This window comes from Leucobacter chironomi DSM 19883, assembly GCF_000421845.1.
GTDB classification, from domain to species: domain Bacteria; phylum Actinomycetota; class Actinomycetes; order Actinomycetales; family Microbacteriaceae; genus Leucobacter; species Leucobacter chironomi.
In genome coordinates this window covers 1-21,064 of record NZ_ATXU01000004.1, presented here as the reverse complement: position 1 = coordinate 21,064, position 21,064 = coordinate 1, and the positions used below count along the sequence as shown (strand labels likewise).

Below are 21,064 nucleotides of genomic sequence, written 5' to 3'. Positions count from 1 at the left end.
TCGGTCTCACGAGCCCGATGCGCCGCGCCTCCTCCGTGCAGCAACGGTCAGCACCGCCCCGGCCGCGACGAGCAGGAGCGCGAGAGCCGCGAGTGTCCCGAGTGCCGCATGGTCAGAGCCGGTGCTCGACAGCGACCCCTCACCTTCGGCACCGGCATCGGCTGCCTGTTCGCCATCGTTCCCCGAGCCGCTCGAGCCACCGCCGGACGGCTGCACAACGAACTCCAGCGCCTGCGTCGACGTTCCTGCCGCGTTCGAGGCCCGCAACTCCATGACATAGCGACCGGGCTCCGACGGAACTGCGTCGAGATGGGCCTCGCCGGGTCCCGGCACGCTGAGCGCCGCCCAGCCGACCGACTCTGTGCCGTTCGTCCGCCGCACCGTCGCAGTGATCTCGTCGGCGTGCGGCGCCAGTACGCCCCACTCGGCGAATTCACCGACGGAGAGGTCGCCTGCGGGTGCCGCAGAGCCCGCGCCCTCCGCACCCGGCTCGGCGACCCTTCGTTCGATCGAGATCTCAGGCGCACCGAACACGACGATCTCGACCGCGCCGCTGTCGCCGTCCACGGTGGGGCCGAGGTGCAGCGGATAGGCGCCCTTCCCAGCCGGCGCGCCTGAGAGCACCCCTGTCGCCGGATCAAAGCTCATGCCTGGGGGCAGCGCGCCCGTGAGCGGCGCGGGGTCCGCCCCCGCGGGCATCTCGACGAGCTGCAACTCGACGGGAACACCGAGCGGCGCTTCGAGCCGCGCCCCATCCGGGTGCACAAGCGCAGCATCGCCGTCGACCGAAAGCCGCACGGTGTCGGACGTTGCCCGGCCGTCACCGGCATCGTGATGCGGGCTGCGCTCAGTGGTGCGAACCAGCCATTCACCGCCTTGAGTGGAGGCGCCTTCGAGGACCGGCGCCCCATCGCCCGTGGCGACCACCCGCACGCCGTTGGGCGCGCTCGTCTGCTGCCCGTCACTCGTCAGGAACTCGACATCGTAGCTCGCGTCGGTGCCGGCATCGCTCACGAGCTGCAGCGCGAACGGCGAGTCCACGCGCACGGACTTGCCCCGGATGCCGGGCCAGACAGTCGGTGCCGTATCGATGTCGACCGTCGCGACGAGCGCATCACCACCGGCCGTTTCGAGCACGATGTCGAAGCGCCCGGCCCCTGTCGGGGTGCCGCTGATCGTCTCGGTCGCCGGGTCAAACACCAGACCTGCGGGCAGCTGGGCGTCGTCCAGTGTCACGGGCTCGGCGATCCCTTCGACGGCTCCGAGCGAAACCTCGTAAGGGGTGCCGACCATGCCGTCCGGCAGCGTCAGGCTCGCGGGCTCCCCCTGCACGCCGCTCTGCAGTCCGTCCGAGGCCCGCGCGAGCACCGGCGCCGTCTGCAGCGACGAGTACCTCTCGCTCTCGAAGCGCATCGATCCGCCGTTCTCATAGGTCGAGAAGCTCAACTGCTTGCCGAGGTACCCGGGCTTTACGACGAGCTCGCGAGCGGTCTGGCCCACGATCGGCTCCTTGTCGGCGTACCACTGGTAGCGCACGTCGAGCGGGGGAACTCCTTGAGCTGCGGGCTGCACGAATGTGACCTCGGCTGCGACGGTGTCGCCGACCAGGGGCGCAACCTGCTCGCCCGGCAGCGTCACCTCGAATGCCGCGCCGTCCTCGATGGTGGTGGGGCCGTCCGCGAGACACGACTTCTGCTCATTCCCCTCATAGGCGCTGAGCTCGCTCAACGGCACGCCTGCGCTGTTCTTGCTGGCGACCGACATGATGCCGGGCACGTTCCACACGCGTTTCACGGCGGTGCCCGACATCCACAAACCGCGCACGGTCGTGGTCTCAGTCGAGACGACGGCCATGCCGTAGCGCTTGGCGGGGATGGTGTAGCTGATTGAGTCGGACTTCGTCGTGCTGTCGCTCGTACCCCAGGTCTTGGAAGCACCGACCTCGAGCCCGAAGGACCAGCTGCCGGCCGGCACCCAGGCGCTCGTACCGCTCTCCCAGCTGCCGCTCGCCGTCACGGACACCCCGAACTCCGTCGAGTCGGTGTGCTGCTGATCGGTGCCGATCGTCCGGGTCATCGGATCCGCGGTGCCGTTGTAGACCGACCACCACAGGCCGCCCGCAGCGCAGTCGCGGACCACGTTCTGCTTGCTCACAATCGCGTCGCGGAACTGCGGATCGACCATGATCGCTCTCGGCGAGAAGTAGCCTTCCCCCGTCGCACCCGCCGCAGCACCGATCGGATTGCCAGTGGCATCCATCGGCTTCACCCACAGATTGCCGCCGCTGAAATAGACGTCGCTCTTGCGGGCTGCGAGCGCCTGCGCGCCCGCCACCATCTGCTGACGCAGGAACTCCCACTCGCTGCCGTCAGGGTCGTTGATGATCGCGTGCTGGGTGCGCAGATTCTTCTCGGTGTCGCTCGCGCTGCACTTGGTCGTGGTCAGTTTGCGATCGGGCTTCGCGGCGTCGGGGACGTGCAGTCCGCTCTTCTTCGTGGCGACGCAGTGGTCAGGATACTTGAAGTTGCGGATCACGAAGCGCGGCAGATCCGATCCCGCGCGCACGTTCGCGCCGGTGAGGGTGTTGTCGATCCTGCCAAGCACGGACAGTTCGCCGGGCGTGTTTCTCGCGTCGAGCGGCTCGATGACCCAGTGCTTGCTCGCGTCGCTGTTGCAGCCGGTCCACTGTAGATAGTCGCGATCGTCGGTCGCAAGACAGCTGACGTATCCGCCGCGGGCTGTCTTCGTGAAACGAACCGTTCCCGGATACTTCGGGTTGGTGCTCGCCTCGATGTCGATGGAGCCGGTGCCCGCCGCGTTGAATCCGTCTGCTGCGACGCCGATGAGCAGACTCTTGCCCGCGCCCCGACCGTCGGCCGCCTGCGCTGCGCTCGCACCCCCGCACGCGACTGCCAACGGCACCGCCAGCAGCGCGCTCAGCAGCAGCGCTGCTCCCCCGCGGCTGTATCGTACTGTCCGTTTCATGTCGGTCTCACGCCTCACGCGCATCTGCTCCCCCGAAGATGGATTTGCCGGTAACGTCACGATGCTATGGCTGCGGGACATCCAGAACCGGCGATGGCGCAAATGCGCCACCGCCGGCGGGAACGAACGAAAGCGCCAAACGCTCTCCCGCAGGAGTGCGTTTGGCGCTTTCGCAGGCGAACCGCCGCAGTCGAACGGCAAAGGGTCGGGGCAGGGCCGAAGCCCTGTCCCCGACCCCGAGCCTGTGCGGGAGCTACTCCGCGGCGGCCTCCTCAGCGGGGGCCTCGGCAGCGGTCTCCTCGAGCACGGGCTCGAGCGAGAGCTTGCCGCGATCGTCGACCTTCGTGATCTTCACGAGGATCTTTTGACCGATCGACAGCACGTCGTCGACGCTCTCGACGCGCTTGCCGCCGGCGAGCTTGCGCACCTCGCTGATGTGCAGCAGGCCGTCCTTGCCGGGGAGCAGCGATACGAAGGCGCCGAAGGCGGCGTTCTTCACCACGGTGCCGAGGTACTGCTCGCCGACCTCGGGGTTCTGCGGGTTCGCGATGGCGTTGACCTGGGCGCGAGCGGCCTCAGCCGACGGGCCGTCGACGGCGCCGATGTACACGGTGCCGTCGTCGTCGATCGAGATGTCGGCGCCGGTCTCGTCCTGGATGCCGTTGATCGTCTTGCCCTTGGGGCCGATCAGCTCGCCGATCTTGTCGACCGGGATGTTCACCGTGATGACGCGCGGCGCGGTGGGCGCCATCTCGTCCGGGGTGTCGATCGCCTGCGACAGCACGTCGAGGATCGTGGTGCGAGCCTCCTTCGCCTGCGACAGTGCACCTGCGAGCACGTCGCTGGGGATGCCGTCGAGCTTCGTGTCGAGCTGCAGCGCGGTCACGAACTCCGAGGTACCGGCGACCTTGAAGTCCATGTCGCCGAGCGCGTCCTCCGCACCGAGGATGTCGGTGAGAGTGGCGTAACGGGTCTCGCCGTCGATCTCGTCCGAGACGAGGCCCATCGCGATGCCTGCGACGGGCGCGCGCAGCGGCACACCGGCGTTGAGCAGCGACAGCGTCGAGGCGCAGACGGAGCCCATCGACGTCGAACCGTTCGAGCTGAGCGCCTCGCTCACCTGGCGGATCGCGTAGGGGAACTCCTCGCGGCCCGGCAGCACGGGCACGAGCGCGCGCTCGGCCAGGAAGCCGTGGCCGATCTCGCGGCGCTTCGGGCTGCCGACGCGGCCCGTCTCACCCGTCGAGTAGGGCGGGAAGTTGTAGTGGTGCATGTAGCGCTTGCTGGTGGTGGGCGACAGCGAGTCGATCTGCTGCTCCATCTTCAGCATGTTCAGCGTGGAGACGCCCAGGATCTGGGTCTCGCCGCGCTGGAAGATCGCCGAGCCGTGCACGCGCGGGATCACCTGGACCTCGGCGTCGAGCGCGCGGATGTCGCGCAGGCCGCGGCCGTCGATACGGGCGCCCTCGGAGAGGATGCGGCCGCGCACGATCTTCTTGGTGACCGACTTGTAGGCGGCCGACACCTGGCCCTCGATCTCGGCGGGCAGCTCGCCGGCCTCGATCTTGGCGGCGATGGCCTCCTTAACGCGGCTCTTCAGCGCGTCGTCGGCGTCCTGGCGCTCCTGCTTGTCGGCGATCTGGTAGATCGCGGTGAGCTCGGCCTCGGCGAGCTCCGCGACCGCCGCGTAGGCCTCGTCGGTGTAGGGCAGGAACACGGGGTACTCCTGCACCTCCTTCGCCGACTGCGCGGCGAGCTGCTCCTGCGCCTTCACCAGCTGGGTGAGGAAGGGCTTCGCGGCCTCGAGGCCCTGGGCGACGATGGCCTCATCGGGCTTGGTGGCGCCGGCCTGGATGAGGTGCCAGGAGCCCTCGGTGGCCTCGGCCTCGACCATCATGATGGCGACGTCCTCGGTGCCGTCGGCCTTGGTGACCACGCGGCCGGCGACCATCAGGTCGAACACGGCGTCCTGCAGCTGCTCGGCATTGGGGAACGCGACCCACTGGTCGCCGATGAGCGCGAGGCGCACACCCGCGATCGGGCCCGAGAAGGGCAGGCCCGAGATCTGGGTCGACGCCGAGGCGGCGTTGATCGCGAGGGCGTCGTAGAACTCGCCCGGGGCGATCGACATCACGGTGACGACGATCTGCACCTCGTTGCGGAGGCCGTCGACGAACGACGGGCGCAGCGGGCGGTCGATGAGGCGGCAGACGAGGATCGCCTCGGTCGAGGGGCGACCCTCGCGGCGGAAGAACGAGCCGGGGATCTTACCCGCGGCGTACGAGCGCTCTTCGACGTCGACGGTCAGCGGGAAGAAGTCGAAGTGATCCTTCGGCTGCTTCGACGCGCTGGTGGCCGAGAGGAGCATCGTCTCCTCGTCGAGGTATGCGGCGACGGCGCCCTGCGCCTGCTGCGCGAGGCGACCGGCCTCGAAACGGATGGTGCGCTTGCCGAACTTGCCGTTGTCGAGCACGGCCTCGGCGAACTTGATCTCAGGACCCTCCACGGGTTCTCCATTCACTTGCGAGAGCGCGTGGCGGCAGCTCGAGACGCTGCGAGCGATGCTGCGCAGACCCGGGTGCTGATGTTCAGTAGAAGACCACCCCGTTCCCGCGGCCCGCGCAGGGGCCGGTGGGGGGATCCACCACCGAAGACCAGCCCGCCGACCGACGCGCTCGGTTCTTCATTGAGGCGGGCAGACGCCCGCGCATCCAGGCTATCACCGGTGCTTCGAAAAGGCTCGGGATCGCGCTCCGGCGCCCCCTGTCCGGGCTACCGGTAGAAGCCCTCGCGCAGATTGATGCCGTACTCCAGCCACGCCTTCATCGCGGCCAGCATGCCCGTCCACCCCATGCAGTTGCCGAACGCCCCCACGGCGCCGCCCGGCGTCGAGCGCCACGCGCGCTCCGTGATCCGCACCTCCGTGCGCGACCCGTCGTCGACCGGGCGGAACACGAACTCGACCTCGGTACCCCGCGGGTCCAGTGTCGCCGAGGCGTCCCCCGCCCATCGCAGGCGGATGCGCGCGGGCGCGTCGGCCTCGATGATCTCGACGGGGAACGCGCCGGGGGAATCTGCGAAGTTCCAGCGCACCGTCGCCCCGGTCTCGACGCGGCCGCGGGCCCCGCCGGTGGTGAAGTAGCGGCTGAGGATCTCGGGATCGGCGACCGCCTCGTACACCTCGGCCGGCGGCTTGGCGATGAAGCCGAACACCGTGAAGTCGAGTTCGGCGAGGCCATCATCCATGCTCATGGCCCGACTCTACGCCGTTCCCTTCCGGCAGTCACCCCCCCCTGGATCCAGACTCCCGACGAGCGCTGAAAGGCGGAATTCGCACGGGACTCGGGCGCCGGAGCTGCGAAATCCGCCTCTCGGCACGGCGGATCTCAGGGGCACATCAAGAGAGCTCCCCAGGCAGCTCCATGGGGCGGATCCCACTCCCCTGCCACCCCGCCCCAAGAGGGAGCCCGAGGCCCACGGGCACAGGCAAGGCCCCGGTCCCTCGCTTGAGCGGGGAACCGGGGCCTCGGGTCGAGCGACCACTGCGCGTCGATGCTGATGGCTACTGCGCGTCAGCGCCGGTCGAACGACTACTGCGCGTCAGGGCCGGTCGAACGACTACTGCGCGTCGATGCTGATCGTGCTGAGCGTCTCCGCGCCGATCGCGCCGCGCAGCGCGCCGATGAGCGACTCCTCGACGGGGGCGTCGACCGAGAGCACCGACAGCGCGGTGCCCTTCTTCTCGTCGCGCGCGATCTGCAGGCCAGCGATGTTCACACCGGCCTCGCCCAGGATGCCGCCGTAGGTCGCCACGATGCCGGGGCGGTCGACGTAGCTGAACACGATGAGGTGATCCGAGAGCGGCAGTTCGAGGTCGTAGCCGTTGATGCCGACGATCTTCTCGATCTGCTTCGGGCCGGTGAGCGTGCCCGACACCGACATCTGCGTGCCGTCGGTCAGCGATCCGCGGATCGTGATGACGTTGCGGTAGCTCTCCGACTCGGCGTCGACCGTGAAGCGCACCTCGACGTCGCGCTGCTCGGCGAGCAGCGGTGCATTGACGTACGACACGGGATCGCTCACGATCTTCGAGAAGATGCCCTTGAGCGCCGCGAGGCGCAGCGCGTCGACCTTGTGCTCGGAGAGCTCGCCGTGCACCTCGATGTCGAGCGAGGAGATCGCGGTGCCCGCGAGGCTCGCGAAGACCTGGCCGAGCTTCTCGGTGAGCGGCAGGCCGGGGCGCACGTACTCGTCGATGGCGCCGCCCGCGACGTTGACGGCGTCGGGCACGAGGTCGCCCGCGAGGGCGAGGCGCACCGACTTCGCGACCGAGACGCCCGCCTTCTCCTGGGCTTCCTCGGTGGAGGCGCCGAGGTGGGGCGTGACGTTCACGTTCGGCAGGCCGGTGAGCGAGGCGTCGGCCGGGGGCTCCTGCATGAAGACGTCGAGCGCTGCGCCGGCGATCTCGCCGCCCGCGAGCGCCTCGGCGAGCGCGGCCTCGTCGATGAGGCCGCCGCGGGCGACGTTCACGACGTAGGCGGTCTTCTTCATGGCGCGCAGCTGTTCGGCGCCGATCATGCCGAGCGTCTCGGGTGTGCGGGGCATGTGGATCGTGAGGAAGTCGGCGCGCTCGACGAGCTCGTCGAGCGCGACGAGCTGCACGCCGAGCTGCTGGGCGCGGGCCGCGGTCACGTAGGGGTCGAAGGCGATGAGCTCGACACCGAAGCCGCGCAGGCGCTCGGCCACGAGGGCACCGATGCGGCCCAGACCGACGATGCCGATGGTCTTCTCGTAGAGCTCGGTGCCGGTGAACGACGAGCGCTTCCACTCGCCGGCCGAGAGCGAACCGTGCGCGCGCGGCAGGTGCCGGGCGAGGCCGAGGATGTGGGCGACCGTGAGCTCGGCCGCGCTGATGATGTTGGAGGTGGGCGCGTTGACCACCATCACGCCGGCCTGCGTGGCCGCCTTGATGTCGACGTTGTCGAGGCCGACGCCAGCGCGGGCGATGACCTTCAGCTTCGGGGCCCAGCCGAGCGCTTCCGCGTCGATCTGCGTGGCCGAGCGCACGAGCACCGCGTCGGCGGTGGCGAGGGCGGCGCGCAGGGCGTCGCGATCGGTGCCGTCGACGTGCACCACCTCGAAGTCGGGGCCGAGGGCGGCGATGGTGGCGGGAGACAGTTGTTCGGCGATCAGCACGACCGGCGCAGACATCAAGCGGATCCTTCGGGTCAGCGGCAGGAGATTTCCGGCCCGACACGCGGAACCGGGTTTCCATCCTATCCTGCCGCGCCAGAGGGACCGCGGCTCACGGCCACCGGGCGTCATCCCGCGTCATCCGGTGCGCGATGCGGCACCGCGCGCGATGCGGCACGGCGCCGGGCTCGGACGGCGGATCCGGATCCGCCGTCCGAGCCCGGCCAACGAACCGCCCGCGCGAGCCTCGCCCGCGCTAGCCGAAGAAGCTCGACTGCGGCACGAGGTGCAGCACTTCGAGCTGCACCGCCGCCACGAGGCCGAGCCCGGCCGCGATCACGAGCAGTCGCGGGCCGGCGGTGCGGCCCCGGCCGATCAGCAGGGCGAGCGCGTAGACGAGCACCGGCAGTGCGATCCCGAAGACGAGCCAGAACCAGCCGGCGCCCGAGATGCCGAGCCCCATCGAGTCCGCCATCTGCGGCAGCAGCACGGCGTTGCCGACCGCTGCGACGACTGTGGACACGTAGAGCGCCGTGAGCAGCACGGCCGCCGCCCACACGATGATGCGCCGGGCCATCAGGCTCCTCCTCCGCTGAAGACGGGCAGGGGCAGCAGCACGACGGCGCCGACCACGATCCAGATCGCGAGCCGCCGCATCCCGGCGCCCCGGCACAGCACCAGCGCCGAGGCGAACCAGAGGATCGGCGCGAGCGGCGCCGCCCAGAACACGATCTGCTGCAGCACGGCGCCGAGCGACCCGCTCGATTCGGCCACCGAGGCGTTCTGCCCGGCGTAGAACTGCGCCCAGCTGAGCCAGATCCACGCGTAGAGCAGGTAGAGGCCGCCGAAGACGCCGAGCAGCACGAGGGCCGCGTTCGACAGCTGCGCCGTCGGGGCGTCGCCCTCCCCGCTCGCCTCCGCGGCGTCGACCGGACCGTCGGTCCGGCCGTCGACCGCGACCTCGGCCGGGGCCTCGCCGGCCTCGGCCGCGGGTGCCGGATCCGCTGCGGGGGCCGGATCGGCGTGCACCGTCCAACCGCTCGCGATGGAGCTCTCGCGCTCCTCGCCGTCTGCTTCTGCCATGGCCACCACCCTAGCGAGGGGAGCCTCGGAGCACGCCGAACGCCGGTGAAGCCGCGGCTCGTCGTGGGCAGCGGCTCCGTCAGGCCTGGGCCGGTTCGTCACCCTCCACGAGCTGGGCGGCCAGATCGGCGACCTCCGCATCGGAGAGTTCGACGCTCGCGCGCTCCAGCCGCGAGCGGAGCATCCCCTCCACCTCCTCGCGCGACGCCGCGGCGCCCGCGGTGTCCCTGACCTCGACCATGATCGTGGTCACCGTCTCGACGGTGCCAGCATCCCGGCCTTCGACACCCCTCGTTCCTTCTCCGTGCTCGGTGCTCATCGCTCTCCTCCTCCGGTCTTCGAGCTGTCGCCCGGCGTATCTCCCGGTCCGCATCTCGGCTCTGCATCTCGGCTCCGCATCTCGGCCCTGCATCCCGGCCCTGCATCCCGGCCCGCGGACGGAGCTGCGGGCTCGGCGTGTGCCCGACGCTATCACCGGGGCGCGGCGCCGCGCGGACCCTTGACAGCGGGTGACGTCGGTCGTAGCGGATCCGCCAACTACCGCCACTCGGCGCATGCGACGCCGTCGAAGTCGAGGATCGCGCGATCCCGGCTCACCACGCTGAGACCGTGGATCTGCGCCTGGGCGACGATCAGCCGATCGAACGGATCCCGATGCTCCCAGCTCATCGTTCCCGCGAGCAGCATCTCGGAGCCGGTCATCGGCAGCTCCTTCGCCACCATCAGCTCAAGCAGCTCGCCCCACCGCGCGAGCACCGGCTCCGCCTGGGGAAGCCGGCCGGACCGCGCCTTCTGCGCGAGTTCGTAGGCGCTCACCGGAGAGACGAACAGCTGCTCGGCACCGGCGAGTTCGTGCCGCAGAGTTTCGGGGACGCGGTCCGGTGAGATCGCGAGCCACAGCACCACGTGGGTGTCGAGCAGGAAGCGGCTCATATCAGGCCTCGCGCAGCGGATCGCCGGCGTAGCCGCTCTCCCAGGCCGCCCGCTCGCGGTCGTCGGCACCGCTCAGCACGAGGTCGTCGTCGGCGGCCGGGATGCCCGGCAGCAGCGGTCGGTCGAAACGCCGGAGCACCGGTTCGATGCTCTGCAGCCGGGCGATGCCCCGCCCCGCCCGCGCGATCACGATCTCCTCGCCGCGCTCGACCCGGCGCAGCAGCTCGGAGAGCCGCGTCTTCGCCTCCTGCACGTTCACCATCGCGTTCATAGCCCGAGAATACCGCGGTCTGGTCAGATAGACCAGACCAGATCTGAAGAGCGCCCGACGACCCTTGCCGCACCCGCGGGCGGCCCTAGGATTGAGTGCGTGACCGCGCACCGCTTCGACCTCGACCGCATCGGCGCGGGGCTCCCGGTGGCGGCGGCCCGCGCCGCGATCGAGCAGGCCGCGAGCGGCGGCGCATGCGTCATCACGGCGCCGCCCGGCACCGGCAAGACCACCTTCGTGCCGCCGCTCATCGCGAACCTCACCGCCGAGAACACCGGCGGACGGGTGCTGCTCACACAACCGCGACGAGTCGCGGTGCGGGCGGCGGCGCGGCGGATCGCAGAACTCGACGGGGGCGGCGATCTCGGCGGTGCTGCTCTTGGCGGCGCGGTCGGCTTCACCGTGCGCGGCGAGCGGCGAGTCGGGCCCGGGACCCGGCTCGAAGTGGTGACGCCCGGCGTGCTGCTGCGACGCCTCGTCGCCGACCCCGCACTCGACGGTGTGGACGCCGTGATCCTCGACGAGGTGCACGAGCGCTCCGTCGACGGCGACCTGCTGCTGGGGCTGCTGGCCGAGGTGCGGTCCCTGCGCGACGACCTCGGGCTCGTCACGATGTCGGCAACGCTCGATGCCGAGGGGATCGCGACGCTGCTCGGCGGCGACGGTTCCCCGGCGCCCGTCGTGGAGATCCCGTCTCCGCTGCATCCGCTGCGCACCGAGTTCAGCCCCTTCGACGGGGCGCGGCTCGACGAGCGGGGTGCGACGCGCCCCTTCCTGGCGCACCTCGCCGCCGTCGCCGCCTCGGCGCAGGCCGAGCAGGGCTGCGACGCGCTCGTGTTCGTGCCGGGCGCCCGCGAGGTCGACGAGGTGGTGCGGCTGCTGCGCGGTCACCCGCTGAGCGGTGGCGCCGTCGATGTGCTGCCGCTGCACGGCCGTATCCCGGCCCGGGAACAGGATCGCGCGGTGCGCGGTCGCGGCAGCGGCGATCCGCCCCGCATCGTGGTGAGCACCTCGCTCGCCGAGAGCTCGCTCACCGTGCCCGGGGTGCGCCTCGTCGTCGACTCGGGCCTGTCGCGCGAGGTGCGCCGCGACCGTGCGCGCGACATGACCGGGCTCGTGACGGTGAGCGCCTCGCGCGCGAGCGCCGAGCAGCGGGCGGGCCGCGCCGCGCGCCAGGGCCCCGGCCGCGCGGTGCGCGCGTACTCGGAGACCGACTTCGCGCGCATGCCCGCGGCGGCGGCTCCGGAGATCGCCTCAGCCGACCTCGCCGACGCTGCCCTGCTGCTCGCCGCGTGGGGCACCCCCGGCGGGGTCGGCCTCGCACTGCCCACGGCGCCGCCCGCCGCAGCGATGGCCGCCGCCGTCGAAGTGCTGCGCACCCTCGGCCTCGTCGACGAGACCGGACGCATCACCGCGATCGGCGAACGCGTCGTGCGACTGCCGGTGGGCGTGCGCGAGGCGCGCGCGCTGCTCGCCGGCGCCGAAGCGCTCGGCGACGCGACCGGCGAGCTCATGACCGGCGAGATCGTGGCCGGCGAGATCGTGGCGGCCATGTCCGATGACCACCGCGCAGCGGGCGCCGATCTGCCCGGGCTGCTGCGAGAGCTCCGCTCCGGGCGGCACGCGGGGGCGGATCGCTGGCGCCGGGAAGCCCGTCGTCTCGCCGGCATCGCGCGCAGCGAAGCCGCTGCGGGCGGCTCGGCCGGCACGACCGCCGCGCCGGGCGGCCGATCGACGGCACCGGGATCCGCCCCGGGCATCGTCGCCGCACTCGCCCGACCCGAGTGGATCGCGCACCGCACCACCGAGCACTCCCGCAGCTACCTGCTCGCGAGCGGCACCCGCGCCGCGCTGCCCGAGGGCAGCGCACTGATCGGCAGCGAGTGGATCGCGGTGTGCGAGGTGCAGCGGGCCTCCGGGCGCGCGGCCGACGGCACCGGAGCCGTGATCCGCCTCGCCGCACCCCTCGACCCCGACGACGCGCTGCGGCTCGGGCGCGCGCTCCTCACGAGCGAACGCGCGGCCCGCGTCGACGACGGCCGCGTGCGGGTGCGCGAACAGCGCAGGCTCGGCGCGATCACGCTGTCATCGGTGCCCGTCGCGGTGACGCCCGACGATGTCGGCCCCGCGCTCGCGACGCACCTGCGCGAGCACGGGCTCGCCGCGCTCGACTGGACCGAGACGGCGGGCTCTCTGCGATCCCGACTCGCACTGCTGCACCGCGAGCTCGGCGAGCCGTGGCCGTCCGTCGACGACGAGGCGCTGACCTCGCGCATCGAGGAGTGGCTCGGCGCGGACCTCGCACGGCTGCGCCCCGACGCCTCGCTGCGCGGCATCGACGTCGCCTCGGCACTGCGCCGCCTGCTGCCCTGGCCCGAGGCGGCCCGCTTCGACGAACTCGCCCCCGAACGCCTGACTGTGCCGTCGGGGTCGAGCGTGCGCATCGAGTACCCGGAGGCGTCGGCGGATCCGGCGGCGCGGCCGGTGGTCGCGGTGAAGCTGCAGGAGGTGTTCGGCCTCGCCGAGACCCCGCGCATCGCCGGCGGCCGGGTGCCGATCCTCTTCCACCTGCTCTCCCCCGCCCGCAGACCCCTCGCGGTGACCGACGACCTGTCGTCGTTCTGGAACGGGCCTTACGAGCAGGTGCGGCGCGAGATGCGCGGCCGCTACCCGAAGCACCCCTGGCCGGAGAACCCTTGGGCGGCCGAGCCGACGGCGCGCACGACGCGCGCCGCGGGGCGCTGACGCGGCGAACCTGAGGGGCTCCTCCTCAGTTCAGGCGGTGGATCGCAGCTCAGCAGGACGAATTCGGCAAGAACCTCCGTCTGAGCTGCGATCCACTACTTGAGCTGCGGCCGGGATCAGCCTCGGGGTCGAGGTGAGAACGGTGACCCAGTGAACAGGACCCGGCACCGAAACGACGAAGGCACCCGGGAACCCCGGGTGCCTTCGTCAGAGCAGCGGCTCAGTGCGCGAGCAGGCTCGCACTGAGACCGCGGCGGATCAGCGCGCGGCCGAACCGTCGGTGTAGTCGTCGTCGCTCTGCTGCCACGCGAAGAGCTTGCGCAGCTCGGCGCCGGTCTTCTCGATGGGGTGCGACTCAGCCTTGGCGCGCAGCTCCTGGAACTCGGCGCCGCCGTTGTCCTGATCCTCGATGAAGCGCTTCGCGAACGCGCCCGACTGGATGTCGGCGAGCACGGCCTTCATGTTCTCCTTGACGGAGGGGTCGATGACGCGGGGGCCCGAGACGTAGTCGCCGTACTCGGCGGTGTCGCTGACCGACCAGCGCTGCTTGGCGATGCCGCCCTCCCACATGAGGTCGACGATGAGCTTGAGCTCGTGCAGCACCTCGAAGTAGGCGATCTCCGGCTGGTAACCGGCCTCGGTGAGGGTCTCGAAGCCGTACTGCACGAGCTGCGAGGTGCCGCCGCAGAGCACGGCCTGCTCGCCGAACAGGTCGGTCTCGGTCTCTTCGGTGAAGGTGGTCTTGATGACGCCGGCGCGGGTGCCGCCGATCGCCTTGGCGTACGACTTCGCGGTCTCCCACGCGGTGCCCGTGGCGTCGACCTCGACGGCGATGATGTCGGGGATGCCGCGGCCGGCCTCGAACTCGCGGCGCACGGTGTGACCCGGAGCCTTGGGGGCGACGAGGATCACGTCGACGCCGGCGGGCGCCTCGATGTAACCGAAGCGGATGTTGAAGCCGTGCGCGAAGGCGAGCGTCTTGCCTTCGGTGAGCTTGTCCTTGATCTGCTCGTTGTAGATCGCGCGCTGGTGCTGATCGGGAGCGAGGATCATGATGAGGTCGGCCCAGTCGGCCGCGTCGGCGACGGTCTTGACCTCGAACCCGGCCTCTTCGGCCTTCTGGATCGACTTCGAGCCCTCCTTGAGCGCGATGACGACCTCGACGCCCGAGTCGCGCAGGTTCATTGCGTGGGCGTGGCCCTGCGAACCGTAGCCGACGACGGCCACCTTCTTGCCCTGGATGATCGACAGATCGGCGTCGGCATCGTAATACATCTCAGCCACTTGGGACTCTCCTTGTGTTGTGTGGGTGTGTCAGTTCTTCGACGGGATCGGGGGCGAACCCGCTAGTTCTTGAAGACGCGCTCCGTGATCGACTTCGAGCCGCGCCCCATCGCGATGAGGCCCGACTGCGCGATCTCCTTGATCCCGTAGGGCTCGAGCACCTTCAGGAAGGCATCGATCTTGCCGGTGTCGCCCGTCACCTCGATGGTGAGCGCATCGGGCACCACGTCGACGACGCGGGCCCGGAACAGGCTCACGGCCTCGAGCACGTGCGAACGGCTCTGGTTGTCGGCGCGCACCTTGATGAGCACGTGCTCGCGCTGCACCGAGGTGGACTCGTCGAGCTCGACGATCTTGATGACGTTGACGAGCTTGTTGAGCTGCTTGGTGACCTGCTCGAGCAGCGTCTCGTCCTCGTCGACCACGACGGTGATGCGCGACAGTCCGCGCATCTCGGTGGGGCCCACGGCGAGCGACTCGATGTTGAAGCCGCGGCGGGCGAAGAGCCCGGCGACGCGGGTCAGCAGACCAGGCTTGTCCTCTACGAGGAGGCTGAGTACGTGACGGCTCATGGTTACTCGTCCTCCCATTCGGGGCTGTGTTCGAGGGCGTACTGGATGTCGCTGTTGGAGGTGCCCTGGCGCACCATCGGCCACACCATCGCGTCGGCGCTCACGACGAAGTCGATGACGACGGGGCGGTCGTTGGTCTCGAGCGCGAGCTTGATGGCGTCGTCGACCTGGTCTTCGCGCTCCACGCGGATCGCGAGGCAGCCGTAGGCATCGCCGAGCTTCACGAAGTCGGGGATGCGCTGCGAGCCGTGCCCGGTGTTGAGCTCGGTGTTCGAGTAGCGGCCGTCGTAGATGAGGGTCTGCCACTGGCGCACCATGCCCAGCGAGGAGTTGTTGATGATCGCGACCTTGATCGGGATGTTGTTCACCACGCAGGTGGCCAGCTCCTGGTTGGTCATCTGGAAGCAGCCGTCGCCGTCGATCGCCCACACGACGCGCTCGGGCTCGGCGACCTTGGCGCCCATGGCGGCGGGAACCGAGTAGCCCATGGTGCCCGCACCGCCCGAGTTGAGCCAGGCGCAGGGGCGCTCGTACTTGATGAACTGCGCGGCCCACATCTGGTGCTGGCCGACGCCCGCGGCGTAGATGCCCTCGGGCCCGGTCAGCTCGCCGATGCGCTGGATCACGTACTGCGGGGAGAGCAGACCGTCGCTCATCTCCTGGTAGCCCAGGGGGAAGCGCTCCTGCAGCAGGCGCAGGCGCTCCCACCAGGTGGAGAGGTCTGCGAACTCGCGACTGAGCTTCGCGGTGGAGACCGCCGCGATGAGGTCGGCGATCACGTCGGCGGCGTCGCCCACGATGGGCACGTCGGCGGCGCGGATCTTGCCGATCTCGGCGGGGTCGATGTCGGCGTGGATCACCTTCGCGTCGGGGGCGAAGAGCGCGGCGCGGCCGGTGACGCGGTCGTCGAAGCGGGCGCCGAGGGTGATGAGCAGGTCGGACTCCTGCAGCGCGAGCACCGCGGGCACGGTGCCGTGCATGCCGGGCATGCCGAGGTGCTGCGGATGCGAGTCGGGGAAGACGCCGCGCGCCATGAGGGTCGTCACCACGGGGGCGCCCACGAGCTCGGCGAGCTGCAGCAGCTCCTCGGAGGCGCCGGCGCGACCGACGCCGCCGCCCACGTAGAACACGGGGCGCTGCGATGCCGCGATGAGGTCGGCGGCCGCCTGGATCTGCTTGCTGTTGGCCTTCGTGATGGGCCGGTAGCCCGCCAGTTCGACGCGCGAGTCCCACTCGAAGTCGAGCGCGCCCTCCTGGGCGTCCTTCGTGATGTCCACGAGCACCGGGCCGGGGCGACCGGTCGAAGCGAGGTGGTAGGCCGCCGCGATCGCGCCGGGGATCTCCTCGGGCTTCTTCACCAGGAAGGAGTGCTTGGTGATGGGCATCGTGACGCCGACGATGTCGGCCTCCTGGAACGCGTCGGAGCCCATCAGGTGCGAGAACACCTGACCGGTGATCGCGAGCAGCGGCACGGAGTCCATGTAGGCGTCGGCGATCGCGGTGACGAGGTTCGTCGCGCCGGGGCCGGAGGTGGCGATGCAGACCCCGACCTTGCCGGTCGCGGCCGCGAAGCCCTCGGCGGCGTGACCGCCGCCCTGCTCGTGGCGCACGAGCACGTGGCGGAGGTGCTCGGCGTCCATCAGCGCGTCGTAAAGTGGCAGCACGGCACCGCCGGGCAGGCCGAAGACGTCGGTGACGCCCAGTGCCTCGAGACTGCGTACGACGGCTTGCGCGCCGGTCATCCGCTCGCCGCGCGGCGCCGCGGGTTTCGATGGGGGAACTGCACTCGATTCCGAGGTCATTGCTTGCTTTCCTGGTCTGAGGTGTGGATGCGTTCGGCGCGGCGGAGGGGCCGGGAGGCTCCGGCGAGACTCATCGACGGGCTCGGAGTGAGCGTCCGCTCCGCGGAGCGGACCTGCGGGCCGGTCGAGGGCATCGTCGGCGGCACCGGATCAGCCGGTGACGGCGCCTTCGGAGGCCGAACGGACGAGCTTGGCGTACTTTGCCAGAACACCGCGCGTGTATCGCGGGGGAAGCGGGGCCCAGGTTGCTCGGCGGGCCTCGAGCTCGGCGGGATCTACCAGCAGATCGAGCGTTTGTGCGACGACATCGACCCGAATCAGGTCGCCGTCGCGGACCAGGGCGACCGGACCTCCGTCCGTCGCCTCCGGTGCGATGTGGCCGATGCACAGGCCGGTTGTGCCGCCCGAGAATCGTCCGTCGGTCAATAGTAGTACATCCTTGCCGAGCCCCGCGCCCTTGATGGCCGCGGTGATCGCCAGCATCTCCCGCATGCCGGGGCCGCCCTTGGGGCCTTCGTAGCGGATCACGACGACGTCGCCCTTGCTGATGGTGCCCTCGGTGAGGGCGTCCATGGCGGCGCGCTCGCGATCGAAGACGCGGGCGGGGCCCTCGAAGACCTCGGCGTCGAAGCCGGCGGTCTTCACCACTGCGCCCTCGGGGGCGAGGCTGCCGGTGAGGATCGTGAGGCCGCCGTTCTCGTGCAGCGGGTCGTCGAGCTTGCGGATCACCTTGCCGTCGAGCTCGGTGGTGACGTCGGCGAGGTTCTCCGCGACGGTCTTGCCGGTGACGGTGAGCGCGTCGCCGTGCAGCAGACCGGCATCGAGCAGCGCCTTCATGATGACGGGCATCCCGCCGACGCGGTCGAAGTCTTCGGCGACGTACTGGCCGAAGGGCTTCATATCTGCGAGGTGCGGGGTCTTCGCGCCGATGCGGGTGAAGTCCTCGAGCGTCAGCTCGACCTCGGCCTCCCTCGCGATGGCGAGCAGGTGCAGCACGGCGTTCGTCGAGCCGCCGAGCACCATCGCCACGGTGATCGCGTTCTCGAAGGCCTGCTTAGTGAGGATGTCGCGGGCGGTGATCCCCTGGCGCAGCAGGTTGACCACGGCCTCGCCCGAGCGGTGGGCGAAGTAGTCGCGGCGGCGGTCGGCGCTGGGGGGCGCTGCCGAGCCGGGCAGGCTCATGCCGAGCGCCTCGGCGACGCAGGCCATCGTGTTCGCGGTGTACATGCCGCCGCACGCGCCCTCGCCGGGGGCGATCGCGCACTCCACGCGCTTCAGGTCTTCCTCGCTCAGGGTGCCGGCCTTGCAGGCGCCCACGGCTTCGAAGGCGTCGATGATCGTCACCTGCTTCTCGGTGCCGTCGGAGAGCTTGACCCAGCCGGGGGCGATCGATCCCGCGTAGAGGAACACCGAGGCGAGGTCGAGGCGGGCCGCGGCCATGAGCATGCCGGGCAGCGACTTGTCGCAGCCCGCGAGCAGCACGGAGCCGTCCATGCGCTCGGCCATGATGACGGTCTCGACGGAGTCGGTGATGACCTCGCGCGAGACGAGCGAGAAGTGCATGCCCTCGTGCCCCATCGAGATGCCGTCCGAGACGGAGATGGTGCCGAACTGCAGCGGGTAGCCGCCTCCCGCGTGCACGCCTTCCTTGGCGCCCTGCGCGAGACGGTCGAGGCTCAGGTTGCAGGGGGTGACGTCGTTCCAGGAACTCGCGATCGCGATCTGGGGCTTGTCCCAGTCCTCATCGCCCATGCCGACCGCTCGGAGCATGCCCCGGGCAGCGGCCTTCTCGATCCCATCGGTGACGTCGCGACTCCGCGGCTTCATGTCAATCTCTGCCATGGCGACAGTCTAGCCGCCACCGGGGACACCGACGCCGCATACGCAAGAGCGCCGGAGGATCCACGATCCCCCGGCGCTCCGCTGACGCAGCGCGGCCGGATTACTTGCCGATCGCCGGCAGCAGGGTGAAGGGCAGCATGAAGCCGACGACGGTGGCCGCCAGGCCGCCCACGAAGGTCCAGAGCTCGACGACCTGGCCCAGCGTGACGTTGAAGCCGAAGCTCATGAGAATGCAGCCGCCGACCACCAGCACGACCGAGAGGATGAAGGAGATCGCGGTGACCGCGCTCACCGCTCCCTGCGAGCTCTCCTCGAACAGCGTCTCCTGCTTCGCCATGCCGGCCTCTCCTTCGCTCTCGCTTCGGTCGGCCTCGCCGAGGCCGGGTGTGATCCGCCCGCGGCGCGGGCTCCTGTCAGCAAGATTACCCCACCCGCGCACAGCGCAGGATCCGGCCCGGGAACAGGGCCGCGCGCGGCGGCGACCTACCAGAAAAGAACGGGTCGCGGAAGGCGGCGGACGGCGGACCCGCAGGGGGTAGGCTGACGGGAGGCCGGGGCCCGCAGGTGGCCCGGCCTCGCAATCCGAGGGAGGAATCGTGTCGATCGGCAAGTACGTGACCAATCCCGGCGTGATCGGTGCAGCCGCGGGCGCGCTCAGCACCGCCCGCCGCACCCAGTCCATGCGGAGGGACTGGCGACGCCTGCTCGTGTGGGGCGTGTGGCTCGCAGGCCTCGCGCTCGCCATCGCCACGGTCGCGATGCAGGAGCAGGACACCGAGTACGAGGTCGAGCACGAGGCCGCGAAGCAGGCGGAGAAGCGTCGGAAGAAGCAGCGGTAGCCGCTCTCCGGTAGACTCGCCTCGGCGCGTCGGGAAGTCTGGTCGACACTGTGACAGGAGTCCCCTTCCCGAAAGGCGCCAGATGAACGAGCCCCACCACTCCCCCGAAGCCCCGAGCCAGCAGCCTCGTCCGCGCCGTCTGCTGCGGCTGGTGAACCAGCGGGAGGCGGCACGCGTCAGTCGGCTGCTGCGCGGCGAAGTGGTGGGCGGGGTCATCGTCATGGTCGCCGCCCTGATCGGCTTCATCGCGGCGAACAGCCCGCTCGCCGACGGCTACTTCGCGCTGCGCGACACCCGGATCGGGCCGGCGGCGCTCCACCTCGACCTCTCCCTGGGGCAGTGGGCGTCGGACGGGTTGCTCGCCATCTTCTTCTTCATGGTGGGTCTCGAGCTCAAACGCGAGTTCGTCGCGGGCGAGCTCAGCCGTTTCTCCACCGCCATCGTGCCCGTCGTCGCCGCGTTCGGCGGCGTGGCCGTGCCCGCCCTCGTCTACGTGGCGTTCACGGCCGGCACCCCCGCGGTGCACGGCTGGGCGATCCCGACCGCCACCGACATCGCCTTCGCGGTCGCCGTGCTCGGGCTCATCGCGCCCCGCATCCCGCCGGCGCTGCGCATGTTCCTGCTCACCCTCGCGGTGGTCGACGACCTCATCGCGATCAGCATCATCGCGATCTTCTACACCGACGGGGTCCAGTTGCTGGCGCTCGCCGGCAGTCTGCTGCCGATCGCCGTCTACGCCTTCCTCGTGCGGCGCTTCCCGGAGTGGTTCGCGAAGTCGGGCTGGGGGCCGTGGCTGATCCTCTTCCCCGTCGGGGTCATCGCGTGGGCGCTCTTCCACGCCTCCGGCATCCACGCCACCATCGTGGGTGTGCTCCTCGCCTTCCTGGTCCCGGTCTCGGGCGCGGGCGGCACCCAGCTCGCCGAGGTGTTCGAGCACCGCTTCCGCCCGTTGTCGACGGGCATCGCCGTGCCCGTCTTCGCCTTCTTCGCCGCAGGGGTGGCGGTCGGCGGCGCCTCGCGCTTCCCCTTCGACCCGATCGCGCTGGGCATCATGGTCGGCCTCGTCGCGGGCAAGCCGATTGGCATCGCGGTCTCGACCTGGCTGCTCACCCGCTTCACCCGGGCCGAGCTCGACGATTCCGTGCGCTGGCGCGAACTCATCGGCGTGGGGGCGCTCGCCGGCGTGGGCTTCACCGTGGCGCTGCTGGTGGCGGATCTGAGCTTCGCCGACGCCTCGGACGCCGACACGGCGCGGCTCGCCGTGATGGCGGGGTCCGTGATCGCCGTCGCGGTGGCCGCAGCGCTGCTCGTGCGGCGGCCGAGATCCCGCGCGCTGAACGCAGACCCGGCGACACGCCCGCGATCCACCGTTCCCGAGCCCGATTTGAATGGTCGGAAAATCCCGTGGTAGTATTTTCCCTGTTGCTCAGCGAGCAGCAGGCGCCTTTAGCTCAGTTGGTAGAGCAGCTGACTCTTAATCAGCGGGTCCACGGTTCGAGCCCGTGAGGGCGCACG

General features: G+C 70.5%; 16 protein-coding genes, 1 tRNA gene and 1 pseudogene. 4 read left to right on the top strand and 14 right to left on the bottom strand.

Translation table 11 applies throughout. From position 1 onward, the window contains the following. Positions 1–6: 6 nt before the first annotated feature. From H629_RS0105180 to H629_RS13985, 9 genes are all read right to left on the bottom strand, one after another. A complete protein-coding gene (locus tag H629_RS0105180; RefSeq protein ID WP_152485647.1) occupies positions 7–2,985 on the bottom strand; it encodes a putative Ig domain-containing protein in 2,979 nt (992 codons plus the stop codon). 253 nt (positions 2,986–3,238) lie between these two features. Then, positions 3,239–5,491, bottom strand: coding sequence for a polyribonucleotide nucleotidyltransferase (locus H629_RS0105175; protein WP_024356236.1), 2,253 nt, complete (start codon positions 5,489–5,491; stop codon positions 3,239–3,241). A 266-nt stretch (positions 5,492–5,757) separates the two neighbouring features. Beyond that, complete coding sequence (locus tag H629_RS0105170; RefSeq protein WP_205618684.1) at positions 5,758–6,237, bottom strand: SRPBCC domain-containing protein; 480 nt, start codon at positions 6,235–6,237, stop codon at positions 5,758–5,760. A 366-nt stretch (positions 6,238–6,603) separates the two neighbouring features. Next, on the bottom strand, positions 6,604–8,196 hold the full coding sequence (gene serA / locus H629_RS0105165; protein WP_024356234.1) for a phosphoglycerate dehydrogenase: 1,593 nt from the start codon (positions 8,194–8,196) through the stop codon (positions 6,604–6,606). 238 nt (positions 8,197–8,434) lie between these two features. Then, positions 8,435–8,755: a hypothetical protein gene (locus tag H629_RS0105160; RefSeq protein WP_024356233.1), complete on the bottom strand. Its 321-nt coding sequence runs from the start codon at positions 8,753–8,755 to the stop codon at positions 8,435–8,437. After that, a complete protein-coding gene (locus H629_RS0105155) occupies positions 8,755–9,261 on the bottom strand; it encodes a hypothetical protein (protein WP_024356232.1) in 507 nt (168 codons plus the stop codon). Before H629_RS0105155 ends, H629_RS0105160 begins: the two co-directional genes overlap by 1 nt. A gap of 79 nt (positions 9,262–9,340) precedes the next feature. After that, positions 9,341–9,580: a hypothetical protein gene (locus H629_RS0105150; protein WP_024356231.1), complete on the bottom strand. Its 240-nt coding sequence runs from the start codon at positions 9,578–9,580 to the stop codon at positions 9,341–9,343. A 218-nt stretch (positions 9,581–9,798) separates the two neighbouring features. Beyond that, entirely contained in the window at positions 9,799–10,194 is a 396-nt protein-coding gene (locus H629_RS0105145; protein ID WP_024356230.1) for a type II toxin-antitoxin system VapC family toxin, read from the bottom strand. Position 10,195: 1 nt separating this feature from the next. After that, positions 10,196–10,465, bottom strand: a complete 270-nt coding sequence (locus tag H629_RS13985; RefSeq protein ID WP_024356229.1) for a type II toxin-antitoxin system Phd/YefM family antitoxin — start codon at positions 10,463–10,465, stop codon at positions 10,196–10,198. 99 nt (positions 10,466–10,564) lie between these two features. On the opposite strand from H629_RS13985, the gene hrpB reads away from it, so the two are divergent. Continuing rightward, the gene (gene hrpB, locus H629_RS0105135; protein WP_024356228.1) at positions 10,565–13,210 is read left to right on the top strand and encodes an ATP-dependent helicase HrpB; all 2,646 of its coding nucleotides are present in this window, start codon (positions 10,565–10,567) and stop codon (positions 13,208–13,210) included. 258 nt (positions 13,211–13,468) lie between these two features. On the opposite strand, the pseudogene ilvC reads toward hrpB, so the two are convergent. The 5 genes and pseudogenes from ilvC to H629_RS0105110 form a co-directional block, all read right to left on the bottom strand. Continuing rightward, positions 13,469–14,512, bottom strand: a pseudogene (ilvC, locus tag H629_RS0105130) (ketol-acid reductoisomerase); the annotation flags it as partial. Between the two features lie 44 nt (positions 14,513–14,556). Then, positions 14,557–15,066: an acetolactate synthase small subunit gene (ilvN, locus tag H629_RS0105125; protein ID WP_024356226.1), complete on the bottom strand. Its 510-nt coding sequence runs from the start codon at positions 15,064–15,066 to the stop codon at positions 14,557–14,559. A 2-nt stretch (positions 15,067–15,068) separates the two neighbouring features. Continuing rightward, on the bottom strand, positions 15,069–16,808 hold the full coding sequence (locus H629_RS0105120) for an acetolactate synthase large subunit (protein ID WP_024356225.1): 1,740 nt from the start codon (positions 16,806–16,808) through the stop codon (positions 15,069–15,071). A gap of 210 nt (positions 16,809–17,018) precedes the next feature. Then, the gene (gene ilvD / locus H629_RS0105115; RefSeq protein WP_024356224.1) at positions 17,019–18,710 is read right to left on the bottom strand and encodes a dihydroxy-acid dehydratase; all 1,692 of its coding nucleotides are present in this window, start codon (positions 18,708–18,710) and stop codon (positions 17,019–17,021) included. Between the two features lie 100 nt (positions 18,711–18,810). Further along, positions 18,811–19,047, bottom strand: coding sequence for a hypothetical protein (locus H629_RS0105110; RefSeq protein WP_024356223.1), 237 nt, complete (start codon positions 19,045–19,047; stop codon positions 18,811–18,813). A gap of 259 nt (positions 19,048–19,306) precedes the next feature. On the opposite strand from H629_RS0105110, the gene H629_RS0105105 reads away from it, so the two are divergent. From H629_RS0105105 to H629_RS0105095, 3 genes are all read left to right on the top strand, one after another. Further along, positions 19,307–19,549, top strand: a complete 243-nt coding sequence (locus tag H629_RS0105105; RefSeq protein ID WP_024356222.1) for a hypothetical protein — start codon at positions 19,307–19,309, stop codon at positions 19,547–19,549. An 82-nt stretch (positions 19,550–19,631) separates the two neighbouring features. Continuing rightward, positions 19,632–20,960 (top strand): Na+/H+ antiporter NhaA, encoded by a 1,329-nt coding sequence (gene nhaA, locus H629_RS0105100; RefSeq protein ID WP_024356221.1) that lies wholly within the window; start codon positions 19,632–19,634, stop codon positions 20,958–20,960. Between the two features lie 29 nt (positions 20,961–20,989). Then, a tRNA-Lys gene (locus tag H629_RS0105095) sits at positions 20,990–21,062 on the top strand. Positions 21,063–21,064 lie beyond the last annotated feature (2 nt).